This is a genomic window from Heyndrickxia shackletonii (assembly GCF_001420715.1).
GTDB lineage: Bacteria > Bacillota > Bacilli > Bacillales > Bacillaceae_C > Margalitia > Margalitia shackletonii.
The window spans coordinates 1,133,662-1,155,137 of sequence record NZ_LJJC01000004.1 but is presented as its reverse complement, the minus strand read 5'-3'; the positions used below and the strand labels follow the sequence as shown (position 1 = coordinate 1,155,137).

Annotated in this window: 15 protein-coding genes; 2 read left to right on the top strand and 13 right to left on the bottom strand. The window is 37.7% G+C overall.

Annotated features, from left to right (window positions below):
• The first annotated feature begins 63 nt into the window (after positions 1-63).
• A complete protein-coding gene (locus AN964_RS05465) occupies positions 64-1,068 on the top strand; it encodes a FecCD family ABC transporter permease (protein WP_083489230.1) in 1,005 nt (334 codons plus the stop codon).
• Positions 1,065-2,081 (top strand): FecCD family ABC transporter permease, encoded by a 1,017-nt coding sequence (locus tag AN964_RS05460; RefSeq protein ID WP_055738729.1) that lies wholly within the window; start codon positions 1,065-1,067, stop codon positions 2,079-2,081. Before AN964_RS05465 ends, AN964_RS05460 begins: the two co-directional genes overlap by 4 nt.
• A gap of 180 nt (positions 2,082-2,261) precedes the next feature.
• Here AN964_RS05460 and AN964_RS05455 read toward each other — a convergent pair whose 3' ends face one another.
• The 13 genes from AN964_RS05455 to secA all read right to left on the bottom strand — a co-directional run bounded on the left by AN964_RS05455 (position 2,262) and on the right by secA (position 21,421).
• Positions 2,262-5,372 carry a glycoside hydrolase family 84 protein gene (locus AN964_RS05455; protein WP_055738728.1) on the bottom strand — a complete coding sequence of 1,037 codons (3,111 nt, stop codon included), beginning with the start codon at positions 5,370-5,372 and terminating at the stop codon, positions 2,262-2,264.
• Positions 5,373-6,481: 1,109 nt separating this feature from the next.
• Positions 6,482-7,777, bottom strand: coding sequence for an IS110 family RNA-guided transposase (locus tag AN964_RS05450; RefSeq protein ID WP_055738727.1), 1,296 nt, complete (start codon positions 7,775-7,777; stop codon positions 6,482-6,484).
• A gap of 167 nt (positions 7,778-7,944) precedes the next feature.
• Positions 7,945-8,415 carry a hypothetical protein gene (locus AN964_RS05445; protein WP_055738726.1) on the bottom strand — a complete coding sequence of 157 codons (471 nt, stop codon included), beginning with the start codon at positions 8,413-8,415 and terminating at the stop codon, positions 7,945-7,947.
• Positions 8,387-10,528: a site-specific integrase gene (locus tag AN964_RS05440; protein WP_055741151.1), complete on the bottom strand. Its 2,142-nt coding sequence runs from the start codon at positions 10,526-10,528 to the stop codon at positions 8,387-8,389. Before AN964_RS05440 ends, AN964_RS05445 begins: the two co-directional genes overlap by 29 nt.
• 5 nt (positions 10,529-10,533) lie before the next feature.
• On the bottom strand, positions 10,534-11,886 hold the full coding sequence (locus AN964_RS05435) for a tyrosine-type recombinase/integrase (protein ID WP_055738725.1): 1,353 nt from the start codon (positions 11,884-11,886) through the stop codon (positions 10,534-10,536).
• Between the two features lie 24 nt (positions 11,887-11,910).
• Positions 11,911-12,462: a helix-turn-helix domain-containing protein gene (locus AN964_RS05430; RefSeq protein ID WP_055738724.1), complete on the bottom strand. Its 552-nt coding sequence runs from the start codon at positions 12,460-12,462 to the stop codon at positions 11,911-11,913.
• A 283-nt stretch (positions 12,463-12,745) separates the two neighbouring features.
• Positions 12,746-14,032 carry a murein hydrolase activator EnvC family protein gene (locus tag AN964_RS05425; protein WP_055738723.1) on the bottom strand — a complete coding sequence of 429 codons (1,287 nt, stop codon included), beginning with the start codon at positions 14,030-14,032 and terminating at the stop codon, positions 12,746-12,748.
• A 144-nt stretch (positions 14,033-14,176) separates the two neighbouring features.
• Positions 14,177-15,061 (bottom strand): permease-like cell division protein FtsX, encoded by an 885-nt coding sequence (gene ftsX, locus AN964_RS05420; protein WP_055738722.1) that lies wholly within the window; start codon positions 15,059-15,061, stop codon positions 14,177-14,179.
• Positions 15,051-15,737, bottom strand: coding sequence for a cell division ATP-binding protein FtsE (ftsE, locus tag AN964_RS05415; RefSeq protein WP_055738721.1), 687 nt, complete (start codon positions 15,735-15,737; stop codon positions 15,051-15,053). Before ftsE ends, ftsX begins: the two co-directional genes overlap by 11 nt.
• Positions 15,738-16,146: 409 nt before the next feature.
• Positions 16,147-16,494, bottom strand: coding sequence for a cytochrome c551 (gene cccB, locus AN964_RS05410; protein ID WP_055738720.1), 348 nt, complete (start codon positions 16,492-16,494; stop codon positions 16,147-16,149).
• Positions 16,495-16,548: 54 nt separating this feature from the next.
• The gene (locus AN964_RS05405; RefSeq protein WP_055738719.1) at positions 16,549-17,415 is read right to left on the bottom strand and encodes a YitT family protein; all 867 of its coding nucleotides are present in this window, start codon (positions 17,413-17,415) and stop codon (positions 16,549-16,551) included.
• 233 nt (positions 17,416-17,648) lie between these two features.
• Positions 17,649-18,750 (bottom strand): peptide chain release factor 2 gene (prfB, locus tag AN964_RS05400; RefSeq protein ID WP_152982355.1). Its coding sequence is split into 2 segments (ribosomal slippage): positions 17,649-18,677 and positions 18,679-18,750, totalling 1,101 coding nucleotides; the frame shifts between segments, so codons are not numbered across the junction.
• A gap of 157 nt (positions 18,751-18,907) precedes the next feature.
• Entirely contained in the window at positions 18,908-21,421 is a 2,514-nt protein-coding gene (gene secA / locus AN964_RS05395) for a preprotein translocase subunit SecA (protein ID WP_055738717.1), read from the bottom strand.
• Between the last annotated feature and the right edge of the window lie 55 nt (positions 21,422-21,476).

The window sequence follows — 21,476 nt, the reverse complement described above, 5'->3', positions numbered from 1 at the left end:
TTATCAGAATGAGGGTGGCACATTTTTGTCGCCCTTTTTCTCAGAAAAGTTAGGTGTCATATAATGAAAACAAAAAGTGTAAAATCTGATTTTACTAAATTTATAATGGGAATTGTTTTGCTCCTTATGACTTTTATAGCAGCGATGGTGTTCGGTGCTGCGAAGACAGGGTTAAGTGAGGTTTGGCATGCAATTGCCACGAATAAAACCTCCGAAACGATTACCATGATTCGCGAAATCCGTCTTCCAAGAGAAATAGGTGCTATATTTGTTGGTGCTGCCCTTTCTGTTGCCGGGGCTATTATGCAGGGATTAACAAGGAATCCGTTAGCAGACCCGGGGTTATTGGGGTTAACGGCGGGAGCAAATGCTGCTCTAGCTCTCACCGTTGCACTGATTCCATCCGCCAATTATTTTATGATTATGATTGCCTGCTTTATTGGGGCTGCCGGTGGTGTCTTAGCTGTGTTTGGAATTGGAGCAATAAGAAAAGGCGGATTTTCCCCCCTTCGTATTGTCTTAGCGGGTGCTGCGGTTTCTACTTTTCTGTACGGGGTAGCAGACGGCATTGGTCTCTACTTTAAAATTTCAAAGGATGTATCCATGTGGACATCAGGCGGTTTACTCGGTACAACATGGAATCAGCTTGAGCTGATTATTCCTTTTATCATCGTTGGTATCGTGATTTCTATTTTTCTGTCAAAACAGTTAACTATTTTAAGCTTAAACGAAGATGTCGCGATTGGTCTGGGACAAAATATTACACGAATTAAAGCTATTCTATATGTTATCATTGTCCTTCTTGCAGGTGCAGCTGTTTCCCTTGTTGGAAATCTAGCTTTTATCGGCTTAATGGTGCCACATATCGTTCGGCAAATCGTTGGAACGGATTATCGCTTTATTTTGCCGATGTCAGCTATTTTCGGAGCTTCCTTCATGTCTTTAGCTGATACTATCGCACGCACGATCAATGCACCGTATGAAACACCGATTGCTGCCATAGTATCGATTATCGGACTTCCCTTCTTTCTATTTATTGTTCATAAAGGAGGGAAAGTACTATCATGATGCATCCTTCTGTTGTTAGAAAGCAGCGAATTATCTTAGCTATTTTATTTTGCTTAACTATTATTACTACTGTGATTGGAATGACTACTGGTTATGCTCCAATCGCTTTTAATAGAATCCTGCCTATCTTAAGCGGGGATGGAACCTTTAAAGAAGATTTTGTTCTATTTTCCATACGCTTGCCGCGAATCTTGATTACCTTATTATCAGGGATGGCTTTAGCAGTATCTGGAGCTATTTTGCAAGGTCTTACAAGGAATGACCTAGCAGACCCGGGGATTATCGGGATTAATTCTGGAGCTGGAGTTGCTATTGCGGTTTTTTATTTATTTGTTCCTGTTGAGGCGCATTACTTTGCTTTTGTACTTCCGATAGTTGCATTTATCGGTGCCTTTTTGACAGCGATTTTTATCTATATTTTTTCCTATAATAAACGGGTAGGTTTTCAGCCTGTAAAATTAGTACTTGTCGGTGTAGGATTTTCCATGGCGCTTTCAGGTGCTATGATTGTATTCATTTCCGGGGCTGAAAGAGAGAAAGTGGATTTCATTAGTAAATGGTTATCGGGAAATATATGGGGAACAGATTGGCCTTTTATATGGGCGATTCTGCCTTGGATCCTGGTTCTTATCCCATTTACACTGTTTAAATCCAATCGTTTGAATATTTTAGCGTTATCTGAACCATCTGCAATTGGAGTGGGGCTGAATCTTAAAAAGGAAAGATTTGTTTTGCTGCTTACAGCTGTGGCACTCGCAGCATCTGCCGTCTCCGTTACCGGAGGAATTGCTTTTATCGGACTTCTTGCCCCGCATTTGGCCAAATCTCTCATTGGCCCCAGAAGTCAATTATATATGCCGATTGTGATTCTCATGGGCGGTTTGATATTACTAATATCAGATACAATCGGGCGAAATCTTGCCGATCCAGATGGCATCCCTGCAGGAATTGTTACTGCCTTAATTGGTGCACCTTATTTTTTATATTTATTGTTGAGGGAAAAACGCGTTTAATGTGGTGGAGGGAACGGGATACGCTTCTTCAGTCGAGTCTTTTTTCTAATCTCGTCAATTTCGCTCCTAATCTCGCGAATTAGGACTATAGACCTAAATATGAAATGGTGGACGGATCCCTCTTCTCATTCATATCACAATAAATTGGGATAAGGGATCTACACCCCCTATCCCAATTCACTACTTTTTATCAATTTTAATCTCATATATGGATGGAGCTTTTCCTTTTTGCCAATCTATTTTCAAATCCAAAACTTGCGGAAGTTTATTTGTTTGGAAGAAGTGATAACCTGCTGAAATGGTTCCGAGCTTTCTCCAGCCCTTAGTTGTTCGCACCGATATTTTACCGCTGGATAAGCTGTTTGGATCTTCCAAAATCGTAATTCCCGTTACTTTCTTTTCTGCTTCCCCAATATGATAAAGGATTTGGCCGGCATTTTTTCCTATAGGCTCGAACTTCGTTTCCAAATTCCCATCAATCAAATTATCCTTGGTGTTTCCTGCTTTATTCACCGCAGGAGTTGTAATGGTTGGATCGTTTAGTTCAGGATAGTACTGACCGTCGTTAATCACTAACTCTTGTAATCTAACCCATTTATCTGATCCTGTTTTGGTTCTTGTAACTTTCAATCTTATATACTTGATTTTTTGATTTAAATTTTTGACCTCTTTTACTCGATATGGATCTTCAAGTTTATCAAAAATCGCATCAATTTGGTCATCATCTGTTGCTTCTCCCACATTTTCACCACTTTGACTTCCAAATGTCATCACCGTAGTCCATTGGTTTCCATCTAAGGAAGCCTCTAATACGGCGTGTCTAGGATAGTCATGCTCCGTCTTTGTAATAACGGCTTTTAAATTATGCAAGGTGATTTCCTGCCCCAGATTATAAGTTATATACTTTCCAGCGATCTGACTATTTTTAAACCATGCTGGAGTCGAATAATCACCATCAAAGAGAGCGAGAGGATTTTCAACACTTGTATAATTAGTTTCTTTTACGGATTTTGGTTCCACCTCGTAGGATGTTACCTTTAATGTTCCCAATGTAAACTGAACTGGCTTTGCTTGCTTGTTCAATAGCCTTACATATCTGGCATCTGCAGGCTTCTTACCTGCCTTTTCCCATTCGATGCCATTAAGTGATGTTTCTAATATTAAACCTTTTGCGGAAGGTGCTTCGATATTGGTTATATCTTTTACTCTGCTTAACTTTAAGCCTAGGTATTGGCCTTTGTTCAGCTTAATAGGTGCTGCATTATTTATGGAAGTGACCGTTTTTTCTTCTGTAAGCTGCAGGTTTTTATAAGCTGCAACATTTGTAAAAATGCTTGCCTTTGTTTCTTCTTTTTTAATATCAAGAAGTTTTGTTACTTTTGGCGTAATTTTATTCTGTAAATTATCGGTGAACGGCTGCAGCCTTTTTTTCGCAGGCTTTGTTTTCATCGTCCCATTTAAAATTGGTCGATCATAGTTTAAGCTTTGCTTACGTAAGGTGGTTGCTTTTGAAAAATGGTTCCATGTATCTGCTTTATTGCCTGATTCGATGGCAAGGTCGGTTTTGATAAATTCAATATCCGCAAGCACCATATCTCTTAATGCTTTCACAAATGGTGTCAGCTCTGTTTTTAACTTTTTATTTTTCGTTTTAGCTAAAAATCCATTTGCAGCATTTGCAATTTTTTGGAGCTGGTCTTTTGCCTCTGGTGCAACATCTTTTATCGATTCCCCATTATTCACTTTGGAAGTGATGGGATCTAATAAACCTTTGATATCTTCACTCTCGGATAAAGCAAGGCCGTTAGGATATGCATCAGACATATGCTTCGCTAAAGTATGAAGCTCTTCTGTTGCATTCGGTTCAATATATTTAAAGCTGTCATTCCAGCTTTTATCAGCGTTGAAGGTTTCTGTATTCCATGTATAATCCGCAAGAGCAAATAACGCTATTTTAGATGCTTCCGCTTCCTGCATTGGGTTTGTTACCGCACCCGCAAGATTTTTAATTCCAGGCTGCAGCATTTCCCCTTTTCCTAAAAATACACGTGACATATCCACATCATTGACCGGCCAGTTTAGCCAGAACAATGGATCTCTTCTCACCACACCACCATTGCTGCGATTTTTGAAGGTATCAATAGTAGACTGCTCAATTGGTGCACAGGTCGTGGATCCAGTCCAGAAAATTTGTATGTTTTTAGGAAATCCTTTTTCATAGGCATTCAACTCAGCTGGATTCCATGCCCAGCTGGAATTATAGCTTGCCGGACAATATAAAATATCATAGACATCTCCTTTTGCCTTAGCCCAATCAGATACTGAGTTCATCAATTTGACAACATAATCGGTTGGTAGACTGCCGACGTCATCCCCTAAAACACCAAATTGGCGAACACCAACATCGTATAACTGATCGAATTTTGCCAGCATCTTATCGGTATTTTCCTTCAGTTTCAGCATTGGGTCACCGCCTGATTGAGCAATCCTTGCAACCTCACCTAATGGTGAAATAGTCCAAACAAAGCGAGTTTTATTTTCATTCCCGACTTGTGCCATTTCTTTAATTTCTGCTAATTTTTCCGCGGGATATAACTCATCCCATTTTTCTCTGTGATATGGATCATCTTTTGGCGCAAAAATATAGGATGTCATTTTAAAATTACCGCCAAATCTCATTAATGACATGCGATCCTCGTTGCTCCATGGGATTCCATAATATCCTTCAATGAATCCTCTAATTTTGGTATTTGCATAGTCTTGAATGGTTAGATTTCGTACTTCTTTGTTTTTAGCTTGAGACAAGATTGCGTTTAGAGTCACCACACCGTAGAAGCTTGCATCTGAGTCTTTTCCTAAAATAGTAATGGTATTGTTCTGAATGTCTAAATCATAAGCATCAATCTTTGAAAAATCCATTCCTTCGCTGCTTAGATTGTTGGTTGCGTAAGTATCTACAGGGCCGCTCGAGTTCTTTGTACCAACTAAAAGATTGATTTTATCTTTAGCAGGTTTCGTTCCTGTTCTTGGGGCTTGGTAGCCATTTTGTTTTAACACGTTTTCAACTTTTTTCTTAGTTACGGAATCTATGGTGTCGTCGTATATTACTTGAATAGGTTTGTTTAATTTCATCGTCCCATCGTAGTATGTCACTTGGTGAGGTACTGGGTATATTTCATACTCTTTTGGAGAATTTTCTTTCGCAGAGACTATTGGTGTGTTAAAAGTAATGACAGTACTTAATATCATCGTAAAAATTATACCTAAATGAATCCAAAATCTTTTCTTCAATTACCATCCCTACTTTCTTTATGATTTTTTTTCTCCTTTCAAGACTTTCCTGATCCACACACCTCCGCATGTTTCATTTTATATAATTGGCTTTTTTAACTTGGTTATGTTAATAGTCACACGATTCAATGAGCCCGTTGCGGCTAGGTTTGCCTATGTATTAGAGTCGCAACAAAATCTTTTTGAAAATAAAAAGGCACAGAAAACAACCGAGAATGCTCTCGTATTTGTTTTCCATGCCTAGTATGACCTAGTAACATGAAACCAATTATATACTGAAATTTTAAACGCTTACATAATAGGAGGTCAATAGGATATGGATAATTTGGTAATAACTTACTAGTGATAACCATGTATGGCAGGAAGAAGGTCATTAAAACAAACTGGGATAAGGGACCCACTCCCTTATCCCATAAAAAATACCACATCAATAATTTTTATTAAAAGTCAAGAAAATAATTAAGGTTACTTATAAATATACACTTGGTTATAATGTCACACATTTTATAGGTATAAAAGAAAAGGATAGATGAACAGGAATAATACCTGTATTAATCTATCCTTTTTGTACAACAAATGACCTCATTTACCACTACGACTATATAATATTGTTGTTCAACTAAAGCACCCGTTACTTTAAGTGTAATTCTTCACAATCATAATTTGGAACTCACTTCAAAAATTACAGGAATGCTCCCTCAATAAAGAAAGCAATATCTCCTGATTTCTTCGTTTTTCTTAGATTTTCAAAGTAGTTTACCTTCCGGTAATTACTTAATAGTTGGAGGGAAATCACTTAAAAGGATAAAATTGGACTTTTGAAGAAAAAAGAACAATAGACCACTAACCACCAACTTACAGAAATTGGTGAGTGAGTAAATTTATGATTGCACTGGTGGATGTCCACATTTCTCATGGAGGTCAACCCTCCCATGCCTCACAGAGTCTTCGCTCTCAAATTCCTTCGTCCAACCTTTCCATGAGGTGGATGTCGGCCATGCTGCCCCACAGGGTCTTTGCCCGTAATTTAGTTGCTTTGCCGACTAATCCGTGCTTCAAATGTCTCCAAAACTATAAAGTGTCTACTATTTATCTAAACTAAAACAAAATTATGCAGCCAATTCTGTCTCATTCATTACTGTCATATGAGGGATGTCTTTTAACATCCTATCTTCACTAAATTCAAATTGCTTTTTACCTATACTAAAGAGGATACGGATCAGTTTATTACACAAAGCAATGAGAGACTGCATCTTCTTTAATGGATTATCTGGGCGTTGCGTATAGTATGCATGCAATGCTTTAAATGCTGAATTTTTGGCAACGAGAATCATACAAACCCTAAACAACAGAGCTCTTAGTTTCTTCCGTCCCCTTTTTGTGATGGTCGTTTTCCCTTTGTGCTTACCAGATGTATTTTCTTTTAAACTCAACCCGGCGAGTTTAATAATTTGTCTGGGATGAGTATATTCATTTAGATCACCTACTTCTGCAAAGAAACCGGCAATCGTATCCCTTCCAACACCTTTAATGGCCAACATTTGAGGTACACCTGGTATTTCATCAAGTAAGATATCTATTTTTGAATCTAATTCTTCGAATTTAAGTTGAATCAATTCATATTTATCTAATAATGTTTTTAATTCCAATTTAGCCATATTAGAACCTTGTCGAAGTCCGATGGACTTACTAGCTGCTTGTTTTAACTCCTGAATCTTATGAAGTCCCACACTACGGGTTACTGATTTTCTAAGATGAGATAACAGTTCATGTTCAGTAAAATTCACTATTTCATGAGGTAAGGCATAAAGCCTTAAGAATTGTAACGCTGCTTTTCCTTCCCACTTCTTAAAGACCGTTAGAAATTCTGGAAAGTACCGATCAATCCAGTTGTGAACCTGACCTTGGACCGTTTGGAGATCCTCTGTTAGGAGATTGCGAATTTTCTTTGCCACACGGAGTTCGGCATAAACACCTTGCGGTATCGTAGGTTCGGCGTATCTTCCGTCCTTGACCAACTGGGCTATGACCTTGGCATCTTTCACATCATTCTTCGTAGGTGAGTTATCATCCAACTCCTTGCTTTTCTTGACGTGCAAGGGGTTTACAGCGACAAATTTAATCCCATTTTCTTTTAAAATATGGGCCAAGTTAAACCAATAATGGCCTGTCGGTTCCATACCAACCATCACTTTATCCATACGCTGTTCTTTTTTGATTTCTGAAATCCAATTTAGAAAATACTCAATTCCTTCTTTAGTATTTTCAAATTGACAAGGAGATCCAAACTCTATACCTCTAAAATCCTGGGCACGTGCCACATGCTTGAATTTCGCAATATCGACTCCTATAATAAGTGTTTGAGAAGTTATTTGAGCAATCTTCTTATTCTGGTTATAATTCATTTTAAGGCCTCCTGGTATTTGAGATGTTTGTCCTTTTTGCTGGCCAGCGTCAGGACTCTCTTATTCTACCAAGAGGTTATTTTTTTGTTCAAACTCCATTTTCCTTCATTACAGGAATGCTGCCCCGTTAGTTGAAGAAGGGGAGGTAATACACGATAAGTATTACCCTACTTAAACTTTTCAAAATGACTTGCAACCCATTCTGAATTCTCTTCTACGATATACTGCTCCGCATAGAATAGGCGGTCAACAAGTTCTTTTTTAGATAACTTCATGTAATTTCTCTTTGTGTTTTTTTCATTTCGGTTTGGCTTTATGTTACGAAAATCAATATCTATATCAGTATTGAGGGTAGGTTTAATATTTTTGCTATTCTGGTTTTGTTTATACGTTAAGCTATGTTGTTTATAATAGTCATACAATTGCTCATTTGTTCTTATGGTATTTGGATGTATTCCTTTCCCTTCGGGATCAATTTCTTTTGATGCGATAGCCACATTAGTGTACGTTATGAGTTTACCTTTCTTAATCAATGAATCAATAGCTCCTTTACCTATATCAACTGAACGGTTACTACGTTTCTTATGACTTTCTTTTAGCCACGGTCTATCATTTTTTGAATTGAATGTGTGGCTCATACTTTTGTTCCTCCCTATATTTCTCAATAAGTTCAATCTCTTTTAACTCATTCCGAGCGTGTTTTCGCATTGCTTTTGCTTTCTTTACTTCTACTGGCAAGTTCATTTCGGTAAAGCGTTTCTCCATGTCTTTTGATAATTCGATTACTTCTTCTAATTCATGCTTCTTTTCAGGTTGAGGAACTTTGGCTTGGCATCCCAAACATTGCATTTTAGTAGGACATACAAAATTCGTAGTACAAGCTCCACCTAACACATTATTAAATACTCCAACTTTTTGTTTATATTCTTCTAGTTCATTTACAAGTTCTTCACCACTTCGTAAAACAGCCTCATCTAAGTCTACATAATCCGAGATAACATCATGTAAATCACTAACAGATTGAGCAACTTGGCTAGGTGTAGGTTCTGAATAATAACCCGTAACCTCTATATCTCTTTGATGCAATATTTTTGCTACAATGTCGATAGGTAAATTTTGTCGCTGAACAGCTTCGGTTGCGAACGCATGGCGTAATAAATGTGTTTTAATTACAACTGGTTTTCCCTCCTGTGATTCGAAGTTTAGTCCATGAAGTAAAAAGCGAAGACATGCCCCAACAGCAAAATGATTGAAAGAACTTTCATGATACTGAAAGAAATATGGTTTAGGTTCAGGAAATAGGTGACTTCGATTACCACGATATATTACACTTGGTATTTTATCAGTACCATAATGCTCCTTTAAAAATTTTGCTACCAATTGAATTAACTTCATCGTTTGTTCGCTAATATAAAAAGGTTCTACTTCATCTCGACCTTTTGGTATAGCGTAAAAGGAAAATTTCAATTTGTCCTCAACTTTAACTTTTCGGATACATTCCCTTGTATTACTTATCTGCAATAATTCATTTATTCTTGCACCAGTTGTAGTAAAAATGTCTACAGCTAATAGGCCGAAGGTTACTGCTGCATAAAGTGGTTCTACATCAAACAAAATTCCTTCTGCTAAATGTTTGTTACGAGAAACAAAGGTACTTGGTGTAAGTATTCCTTTATGTTTTGAAAAGAAAGGGAAGGAGTTTTCAGTAAAATCATTCTTACCATATCCCCATGAATATAATAATTCTCGTTTCTGTTGGATTAGATCATCAGTCACATCCACAAATTCATTCCATCGACCAATCAACCCTTTTTCGAAAATTTCCGTAAACCAAAGACCTTCGGCCTTTTCATCGTCATCTAATCGCTCTGCTTTCACAAATTCAACGAAATAGCGATTATTCCCCTCAGAATAAGCACCTGTACGTTTATATGCCGACGTTAACGATGAAGCTGAGAATTGGTCATGGTGATTCAAAACAAACGAAGACTTGTCCCACAGACGAAAGTAAAAGCGTTCTCCCACACGTTCAGGTTCATCATAATGGAATTCTAAGGGTAGATCCATACTTGTCGTCTTAGCCTGTTCACACGCCTTTAAAAAGGTTTGTCTTAGTCGGTTTATCTGATTCCATCTGAAATGTCCTTCTGCTCGTATTTGGGGGAGTAGCGGCACAATAACATCTGTTTCATTCTTTCGAGTGTCTTTAGCCAGATCCTTAGCTGATTTAGTAAATGAGAAATCTCTTGAATCGTAAGATGGCATAGGTAATAAGTATTGCTCAAAGTAGGATTGTTGATCACTGTTTAATTTTGATGTGACCCATTTCCTTGTGGAATAAGTTAAACTTCTATACAATGCTAATAATTTACTTCTCATGGAATCCGAATGTTCCTGGTAATACGAACCTTTTAAATACTGGTACATATGTGTTTCAACATTAAACTCAGCCATGTTGCTAAGATGAAATATTTTAAACAAGTCTACTAATCTTACATTAACTTGTTGGAGCAGTTCATCTATTGTTCTGACATCCGCATTTTTGTCGACATAAACTAAAGCAGAAAGTAGTAAATGATTATTCCAAGGCTTTTCTGCTACATTACGGAGATAGTATCTCATATACCTTTCATGGGCCTTATCTAAAAGAAATATTCCTCTTGCATCTTGCAAATGGAGAATTTGTTCATCAACTATACCCGATAATTGTTCATAAAATGGGGATTCTGGTTTATCAGTTAATACGGTCAGTGTAATCACTCCAATCCATCTAATAATTCTTGTATTTCATCATCTATTTCAATATCATCATAGTTACCTTCTATGACCTTTATGCTCGATTTCTTCCTGCGTTTGTTTTTCTGTTGATCCATGTATTCTTTTTCTTTCTGTGCCATACTCTCAAGCATTCCATCATGTGCTTTACGATGACTTTCTTCGTCAAAGTAATGCTCATATACCTCAATGGTTTTTTTATCTTTCCATTTGATATATTTAATGAGTTCCTGTTTCCTTTGCTGGATTTCTGCTTCTGTTTTAGAAGTATTATAGATTTCACGTAGCCTTGAAGTTACAAACCAATGTCTTGTTTTATGTGGATTTAACTTAATCTCACATTCCTTCATTGCATTGTCCCAATGGTAATACCAGGCTGGATAGGATAATGGTGTTCCAAGTTCCGTAAGGAACACAGGATCTTCATCCGGTAAATCATCAAATTTACGTTGTAACTCGTCAAATTGCTTACGTTCTTTATTTATGTATTGCATAAGTAGTTTAACTGTATCTTTACTAAACCGTAAAAATTTAACCCTTTTTTCATGGCTTCCCTTATTAAATGTACTAGCCTCTTGAAGTGATTTACGTGAACGATAATCTCCAATTGTCAATTCAATCACTTCTGATGCTCTCGCTCCTGTTTCAAATAGCATACGAGCAATTACTACTTCTCTTAATGACCAATTCGCTTTTTTGCCTGCTTGATAAACTTGATAGGGAAGATGAATATCACCAATGATTTCAGGTTGCCATTCTTCATTAATTAATTTGAAGTAGGAATCCGTTAGTCTTCTGTGCGGAGCAGCATCCTCTGTTCCTGCTTTTGACGGCATGAGAGGCTTGTCCTTTCTAACACCTACGGTGTTATCTTTATAATCATTTAAGATAGCATATGAGTCTATTAAAGGGTTTTGATGTTTATATTGTTTTAATCGAATAAGAGATTTGTAGAATGACTTTAATGCAGAAAGGAAACGATTAACTGTATTCGGACTTTTATTTGTTCGATTCACAAACCGGAATGTATCATTTTCTCTAACTTTACAAGCCATTTCGTTCATAAGGTAATCTTCAATGGCTATTCGTATAATGTCAGGCGAATCATCCCATTTAACCTTTTTTCCTTGATAGTTACTAAATTGATCTAACCATGTAAAAAAGGGAAGAAGACATTGCATATACGAAAGGGCGGAACTTTTATCAATTCTTCCAATGCAATCATGATAATGCTCTGTTAAAGGGAGAAATGGCTGGTTTTGATTATCAAATACTAACAGTTCAAAACGACTTTCAATCCCCTCAGGACAATAAAAATAGGAATACTTAGACATGGATATACCCCTACTTTCCCTTAGTTATTCTTCAAGCCAATTATAGAAAGGGACCTTTGGGACTGTTTGGGATTTCTCTCTACCGAATCTTTCTTCAAATTCTTGTGGTGTTAAATCGTAAACCCCTTTACTTCTTTCTCTCCTGGATAATTTAATTGGAGTAGAAGTTGGTGTCCAATTTTCCCGTATCGCCTTTCGAATGAACCCGTCAGGGTTTTTAACTTTGGTAATGGATTGCTGCATAATTAGCAGTATTTCTAAGGTTCTTTTGATTCCAACAACAGATAAAACAAATAAAATTTCATCAGTAGGAGAAGTAAGCGTTACAGCTTGATATGCTAATTTAACTAACTCTGATTCATCAACCTCCAATTTCACATCATCATTTTCTAGTTCATGTTTGTTAACTGGAATAGTTTTATTCAAGTTTAGTAAATCCGATTCGATAATCCTCCAACCTTCTTTGTCACTATTTCTGTAAGAGTTAGGTAATTTACCCGAACGGATCCAACGTTTAATAGTTTCTTCATGCTTGTCTAGGAGGTCAGCAACTTCTTTAACAGTGTATTCTTTCATTACCATCACCACCTGTTACAGAATATACGTTCCCGGAATATATGTTCCTGTATTTTATTGTAGCACAAAATGTTGTGGTATTTCCATAATTTTCTTTAACTTTGTTGTAGTAGTAAATGAGGTCATTTAAGTGGTCTAATAAATAAAAAAGTACACCACTAATATATAAGTGATGTACTAATTTTTATATTGTGTGTGACATTAAAGACAAGTTGTTCTTATCATAATAAAAACATACATTCACTTATCTTTAATTTTACATAGTAGATGTGGTATTTTTCTTCTAGAAGTTCACGTAGTTTCTTGGGTTTACTGCTCCATTATGTGGTGGACCTGTCCATGGACCAATATAAAATTCAAAGTGCAGATGCTGTCCAGTGGATTCTCCTGTAGTACCCATTACTCCTATTTGTTGTCCTTTACTTACGGATTGCCCAGCGCTAACAGTGAAATATTTCATATGTGCATATACGGTAGTGTATTGTTGCCCGTTTAAATAATGAGTAATCATTACAACATTTCCATAACTGCTAGAATGATAGGCAGTAGCAACGACACCGTCTCCAGCTGCTACAATTGGTACATTACTTCCGCTGTTTGCTATATCGATTCCTGCATGGAAACCACTATACGTACCAGAACGGTAACCAAATTCTGATGAAATATACCCTGCAGCTGGTCTTGTAAAGTTGCTAGATGAAACTGGTGGTAGATTGGATGAACCTCCACCTCCGCTATTATGTTGCTGATGCTGTTGCTGTTGACGTTGCAGCTGTTGTTGTCTTCTTTTTTCATCAGCGATACGCTTTTTCTCTAATTGAATTGCTTTTTGAATAGCTGACTTTTGCGCAGCTAATACTTTTTGCTCTTCTTGAAGGGAGAATTTATCTTCTTCAAGATGTTTTTTCTGTGCAGCAAGTGCTGTCATTATTTCTTTCTTCTTCGCTTGCTGTTGATTTAATTGTGATTTCATCTGTTGAAGGTCATTAACCATACCTTGAAGAGCATTTAATTTTTTTTCAACATCTGCTTGCTTTTTCTCTAAATCCGCTTTATCTTTCTTTTGCTGATCGATGATTTCTTTATCTGCATTAACGAGAGTAGTCACAGCTGAAAGGCGATCAATCAAGTCACTTATACTTTCTGATTCCAAAATAACATCCATATAATTGACAGAACCGCCATTCGTTTGCATTGCACGTGCCCGTTGCTTTAATAACTGATCACGTTCTTCAATTCTCTTCTTCAACGATTCAATATTCTTTTTCAATTCGGCTATTTGCTCTTTAGTGTTGCTCACTTGTAGTTGCTTTTCTTGAATCTTATGATCTGTACTATTAATCTCAGCTTCTATTTGTTTCATTTGGCTTTCTAAATCTATTTGTTGCCCATTAATATTCGAAATCTGCTTATCCTTCTTTTGGATACTAGAATTTACATTGGAGCGTTTGTCTTCTACTTGTTTCTGTTTGTTCTGTAAATCGGAAAGCTTAGAAGCAAATGCATTTGAATGATAGGTAAGAACTAGAGGCAAAATTAGCACAATAGAAAATAACGAACGTTTCTTCAATGAATAAACCCCTCTCACTCTTTCCAAGCTAATATGTATTATATCTAGAACGAAAAGTATCTTCTCTTTATTTCCTACTTTCCGTTCATGATGACTGTCTTACTTGAAATATGTTTTATTTATTTGAAACTAAATCGAACTCATTTACACTTTTAAATAACGGCGTATGGACATCGTACTTCCCCATATACCAATGAAAACACCGATGACTAAAAGAAGTGCGCTCACTTCAAACACAAACGGACTGAAGTTCAAGATTTGAATAAATTGGCCAACTAATCTTGGAGCAATGATTTTATGTGCGTAATAGTAACCGACTGAAACAATGAAAATCGGCAATATCGAGCCCAGTACTCCGAGCCAGATACCTTCCATTACTAACGGCCAGCGGATAAACCAGTTTGTTGCTCCTACTAGTTTCATAATCTCAATTTCTTTTCTTCTTGCAAAAATTGTAATTTTAATAGTGTTAGAGATTAAGAACATTGCTGTAAATAACAAGCCGATGACTAAAACTAAACCAACATTTCGACTTACTTTTAGTACACTAAAAAGTTTTTCTACTTTCCCTTTACCGTAAATGGCCGATTCGACATGATCCATGTGTTCTATCTGCTTGGCCACTATAGGGGTATCGGTAGGTTTCTTCGTTTTTACGACAAATACGTCATATAATGGATTGTCTTGCTTAAATAATTCGAAGTCCTTCCCCATTTTCTTAATTAAATCCTGCAATTCATGCTCTTTCGAGGAAAAGGTTACGGATTTTACTTGCGGGATATTTTGTATTTGGTTTTGCAAAACGGTTTGATCCTGCTTGTTAGCAGTTAAATCAATGTGGACGCGAATTTCTACATCATTTTCAATATCTGACGCAATCTTGTTCATATTCATCATAATAACGAAGAAGACGCCTACGAGTAATAGTGTAATGGTAACAGCACTTGCTGAGGCAAACATCATCCAGCCGTTACGTCCGAGGCTTTTCAGGCTCTCACGGAGATGACGCTGAAACGTTCTAGCTTTCATATCCGTATTCCCCCCGATTCTCGTCGCGAACGATTTTTCCACCTTCAATTGCAATAACACGATGTCTAATTGCATTTACAATCTCACGGTTATGAGTTGCCATGACGACAGTCGTTCCGCGATTATTAATTTCTTCAAAGATCTTCATAATTTCCCAAGATGTTTCCGGGTCAAGGTTTCCTGTAGGCTCGTCCGCTATCATCACTCGTGGACGGTTTACAATAGAGCGTGCGATGGAAACACGTTGCTGCTCTCCACCCGAAAGCTCGGTTGGAAGCATTCGCGCTTTATGTTTTAAACCAACAAGATTTAAAACGTCCATTACGCGTTTTTTTATGGATTTTGGTTGTTCTTCAATTACTTCCAGCGCAAACGCTACATTTTCAAAGACAGTAAGCGTTGGCAGCAACTTAAAATCTTGAAATACGACGCCAATCTGTCTGCGGAAGTATGGTATTTTACTATTTTTCAGTTTGGATAGATTAATTCCATTTACCATAATGGAGCCGTCTGTCGCTTTTTCTTCCCGGTACATCATCTTAATAAAAGTTGATTTACCTGCACCACTAGGTCCAACGACATAGACAAATTCTCCTTGCTTTATATGCACATTTAATCCATTGGCTGCGATAATCCCATTGGGATACTTTTTATAAACATTTTGCATTTCTATCATCTAATCACCTATCTTTACTGTATTCTTCTTTCTAAGTTGCAGAAAAAATTCTGTATTTCAGTGATTAACTATTTTCGTCAAATTTTGTATTTCTATCAAAAAATAGCAAAAAACATCGTAAAACATCGAAATGAATCACAGAATTATTATAACATCCCAGTAGCAGTAAGCATATTACATTTTTATTTCAATCGGTGGGGTTACATTAAAGTAAAGATATTTTTACTACATATTTATTATGGGGCAATTTGTCATATTAGGCAGTTTTTTATAAAACATACTTAAAAGTAGGTGTATAATGGCATGAAATTCATATAAAATAGGCACAAAGAACTAATAGGTTAAAAAATACAATCTTGACTATGAAAAAAGACCTGATGATGAACATCAAGTCCTTTTCTGTAAATTATTATTTTTTATTAGATAACCAAGTGGCAATTGTATCTGCATCTTTCCCACTGTATAATCCAGCAGGCATTGCTCCGTTGCCTTTACCATTTTTAATGATGTTTAAAATTTCATCTTTACTATATTTGGAACCGATTTTTTGTAGGTTTGGACCAACATTACCTGCAAGATCTTTGCCATGACATGAAGAGCATTTTGCATCAAAAAGCTTTTGAGCATCGCCCGCATTTGCAGTAGTGGTAGTTTTGTTAGTTGTTTTTTCACTTGTATCCTTTGATTTACTTGAACAAGCAACCATCGCAAATGCAAGCATAACAATCATGATAACTCCAATTATTTTTCTTTTCATCCTTTTTCCTCCTTAGGAATGGAAAATGTTTCTCGCATTTCCATTATAGCAATTCTAATTTTTTTTGAAACCTTCCCCAAGCACTTCAAAAGCATCCATAACGATGACAAATGCAGTCGGATCAAGACTTTTCACCAATTGTTTCAACTTTATGAATTCAGTTTGATCGACCACACACATGAGAACGGGTTTTTCGTTTTCTGTAAAGCCCCCATATGCTGATAGTTTTGTCACACCACGGTCAATTTTATGCAAAATTCCTTCACGAATTTCCTGCTGCTTGTCCGTAATAATTAAAGCTGTCTTAGAACGGCTAATTCCAAGCTGCACTAAATCAATCGTTTTGCTTGTGACAAAAAGTCCAATCAGTGCATAAAGCGCTTTTTCAATGTCAAATACGATAGCGGCTGATAATACTACTAGACCATCGATAATAACAACACAAGTTCCAAGAGTTAAACCAGTAAACTTATGAATGATTTGAGCTGCTAAATCAGTTCCGCCGGTTGAAGCCTTTCCTCTAAAAACAATGCCAAGCCCAAGACCGACACCTACTCCGCCAAATAATGCACCTAATAACGGATCATTTGTCCAAGGCTTCATATGTTCCGTTAAAAATACGACAAAAGGCAAAAAGATGGTTCCAACTAAAGTTTTGACTCCGAATTGAAATCCTAAAAAGATAAGCCCAGCAATGAATAACGGGATATTAAATGCCCATTGGACATAGGCTGGCTTCCAACCGAATAATCCATGAAAAATGGTACTTATGCCGCTGACGCCGCCAGATGCTACTTCATTTGGGAGTAAAAAGGCATTAAAGGCTATCGCAATAATGGCAGATCCAATTAATATGTATATGTATTCTAAGATTTTTGATTGAAAGTGATTTGCTGTAGCTTCTCCTCTGCGTTTCTTCATGTACTAATTTCCCTTCTAAGTTGTATAGACTACCGACAGAGAGTATAGCATGGGGGTGATAGGAGTGTCTATAAAGAGTTTTGAATATTTTATGGTCAAGTTTGCATGGTAATAAACTGCAGTATACGAATAGCTGCTCCCGCTTTCGGCGCTATTTTTGCATTCGTACATTTTTAAATAAAAAACTCTCATGCCTAGTGTGCCATGGCATGAGAGTTTTATGTGTATTATGCTTACGAAAGTCGGGAACGAAGGTAAGCATTGATAAATGGATCGATATCGCCATCCATCACTGCCTGCACATTTCCGCTTTCCGTATTGGTACGGTGATCCTTCACCATTGAATACGGATGGAAAACGTAGGAACGGATTTGACTTCCCCAGCCGATTTCCTTTTGCTCACCGCGAATTTCTGCTAATTGCTTTTCTTTTTCTTCGATTTCACGTTGATAAAGTTTCGCTTTTAACATACTCATTGCAGTTTCGCGGTTTTTAATTTGGGAGCGTTCTGATTGACAGGAAACAACGACACCCGTTGGGATGTGTGTAATCCTTACCGCAGAGTCTGTTGTGTTAATATGCTGTCCACCCGCTCCACTTGAACGGTAGGTGTCAATTCTAAGATCTTCAGTTCGAATTTCGATTTCGATATCATCATCAAATTCCGGCATCACTTCGCAGGATACGAAGGAAGTATGGCGGCGGCCTGATGAATCAAATGGGGAAATCCGCACAAGACGGTGAACCCCTTTTTCCGCTTTTAAATAACCATATGCATTGTGACCTTTAATTAACAAGGTTACACTTTTAATTCCAGCTTCGTCTCCGGCAAGATAATCAAGTGTTTCCACTTTGAAACCTTTCTTTTCACCCCAACGAGTATACATTCTAAGAAGCATAGAACCCCAATCCTGTGATTCTGTTCCGCCGGCACCTGGATGAAGCTCCAGAATAGCATTGTTTTTATCGTATGGTTCGCTTAATAGAAGCTGAAGTTCAAATTCATTTAATCGCGTAACTAACTCCTGAAGTTCAGATTCCAATTCAGCACGTAAGTCTGGATCCTCTTCTTCTTTTACTAGATCATGTGTAAGTTCAAGGTTCTCTTGTGTATCAACGAGTTCCTTGTATTCATTCACCAAATCCTTTAAACCATTTGCTTCATTAATTACCTTTTGAGCACCTTGCTGATCATTCCAGAAATTTGGCTCCAGCATGATTTCATCTAATTCAGCAATGCGTGCCTCTTTATTTTCGAGGTCAAAGAGACCCCCTAAAATCAGCTAATTTCACAGCAGTTTTTTCAAGCTCAGTTCTAATTTCAAATAATTCCATATAGTTTCACCTCATGTTGATTTCAAATACGTAAGCACCTTGAACATCTGATGGCGCTGAAGCTAAACGTAGCCCCTGCTATAAACAGCAAGAAATCGGAATCGCCTTGGTTAGTCTGAAGAGACGATTCCGAATAAAAAGCTAGTGTTCATTTATTTTAAAGATTTTTCCCATGGCATTGCTTATATTTTTTCCCGCTTCCGCATGGGCAAAGGGCGTTTCGGCCAATATCCTGTTTCTTACGGACAGGCTTCTTCTTAACGGTTTCCCCATCTTCTTTTGGATTTACCGCCTGGCCTTTCGCTACCTCTTCACGCTGCAGATTATTGCGAATTTCAGCCTTCATGATATATTTAGCTGCATCTTCTTCAATGGCAGTGACCATGCCTTCGAACATAGCAAAGCCTTCACTTTGATATTCACGAAGCGGATCAACTTGTCCGTAAGCACGTAAATGGATACCTTGACGTAAATGATCCATTGCATCAATATGATCAATCCATTTCGTATCAACAGCACGAAGAAGGACAACCTTTTCAAACTCGCGCATTTGTTCAGAACCTAATGATTCCTCTTTTTCATCATAATCCTTTTTCACTTTTTCAAAGATCAGATCCACCATTTCCTCTGGTTCTTTGCCAAGGAAATCGTTAACGGATACAGCACCTTCGTGTAAAAGATTACCGTGAACATAGTCGACAAGTCCTTGCAGATTCCAATTTTCCTCGTCTTCGTGTTTTGGAGTATGAAGTTCAACAGCGCGTTCAATAACACTTTTGATCATATTCTCCACAATGTCACGCAGATTTTCGGAATCGATAACTTCATTACGCTGGTTGTAGATAATTTCACGTTGTTGGCGAAGTACATCATCGTATTGTAATAACTGCTTCCGTGCATCAAAGTTATTTCCTTCTACACGTTTTTGTGCAGATTCCACCGCTTTGGATACCATTTTACTTTGAATTGGCTGTGAATCATCCATTCCTAGCCGCTGCATCATGTTTTTCATATTGTCGGAACCGAAGCGGCGCATCAATTCATCTTCCATAGAAAGATAAAATTGGGTAATACCAGGATCCCCTTGACGTCCAGAACGTCCGCGGAGCTGGTTATCAATACGGCGTGATTCATGACGTTCTGTACCAATAACAGCAAGACCGCCAAGCTCAACGACACCTTCACCAAGCTTGATATCGGTACCACGGCCAGCCATATTCGTCGCAATCGTTACGGATCCTTTTTCACCGGCAAGAGCAATAATTTCTGCTTCACGCTCATGATTTTTCGCATTCAAGACATTATGGCGAATACCTTTTTTCGATAAATATTGGGAAATTAATTCCGATGTTTCGATGGCAACAGTACCTACAAGGACTGGCTGCCCTTTTTTATTGCGCTCTGCAATATCCTCTACCACCGCACGGAATTTTCCATCCATCGATGCATAGATTAAATCCGGACGGTCATCACGTGCAATTGGTTTGTTTGTCGGAATGACAATTACTCTCATATTGTAAATATTACGGAATTCCTCTTCTTCCGTTTTCGCCGTACCAGTCATCCCGGCAAGCTTTTCATACATACGGAAGTAGTTTTGGAACGTAATGGTCGCCATTGTCATACTTTCATTCTGAATTTCTACCGCTTCTTTCGCTTCGATTGCTTGATGCAATCCGTCACTGAAACGGCGTCCCTTCATCAAACGGCCAGTAAACTGGTCAACGATAACAATTTCTCCATCTTGCACAACATAATCCACATCAATATGCATCGATACATTTGCCTTTAACGCTTGATTGATATGGTGATTCAACGTTACGTGATTAATATCGAACAAGTTGTCGATACCAAAGGAACGTTCCGCTTTGCTAATACCTTCCTCTGTCAACTGAACGCTTTTAGTTTTTTCATCATAGGTATAATCTTCTTCTTTTTTCAATGTACGAACGAAAGCATTCGCTTGAATATAAAGATTTGTTGACTTTTGCGCCTGACCAGAAATAATTAGCGGTGTACGCGCCTCATCAATTAAAATCGAGTCAACCTCGTCAATAACCGCATAAAAAAGCGGTCTTTGCACACGCTGCTCTTTATATAGTACCATGTTGTCCCGCAGGTAATCGAACCCGAATTCATTATTGGTTCCATACGTAATATCTGCTGCATACGCTTCTTGTTTTTCTTCGCTAGACATACTGTTTAGGTTCAACCCTACAGATAGGCCTAAAAAGTTATAAAGCTCGCCCATCTCAGTCGCGTCACGGCTTGCCAAGTATTCATTGACTGTTACAACGTGCACTCCTTTGCCAGATAGAGCATTCAAATAAACAGGCATGGTTGCCGTTAATGTTTTACCTTCACCTGTCTTCATTTCAGAAATATTTCCTTCATGAAGGGAAATACCACCCATTAGCTGAACATGATATGGATACAATCCAAGCACCCGGCGCGCCCCTTCACGGACAACCGCAAATGCCTCTACAAGTAAATCGTCTAATGTTTCCCCTTTTTGATAGCGTTCTTTAAACTCCTCTGTCTTGTCACGAAGCTGATCATCTGAAAGCTTCTCCATATCAGAGGCTAACTCTTCAATTTGGTTTGCTAACTTATCAAGACGCTTTATTTCGCGTTTATTTGCATCAAACACTTTTTCTAAAAAAGCAACCATCTATAACGCTCCTTTATCATCAACTGTGAGAGCCTTCTATTAAGGCTCTTTTCTT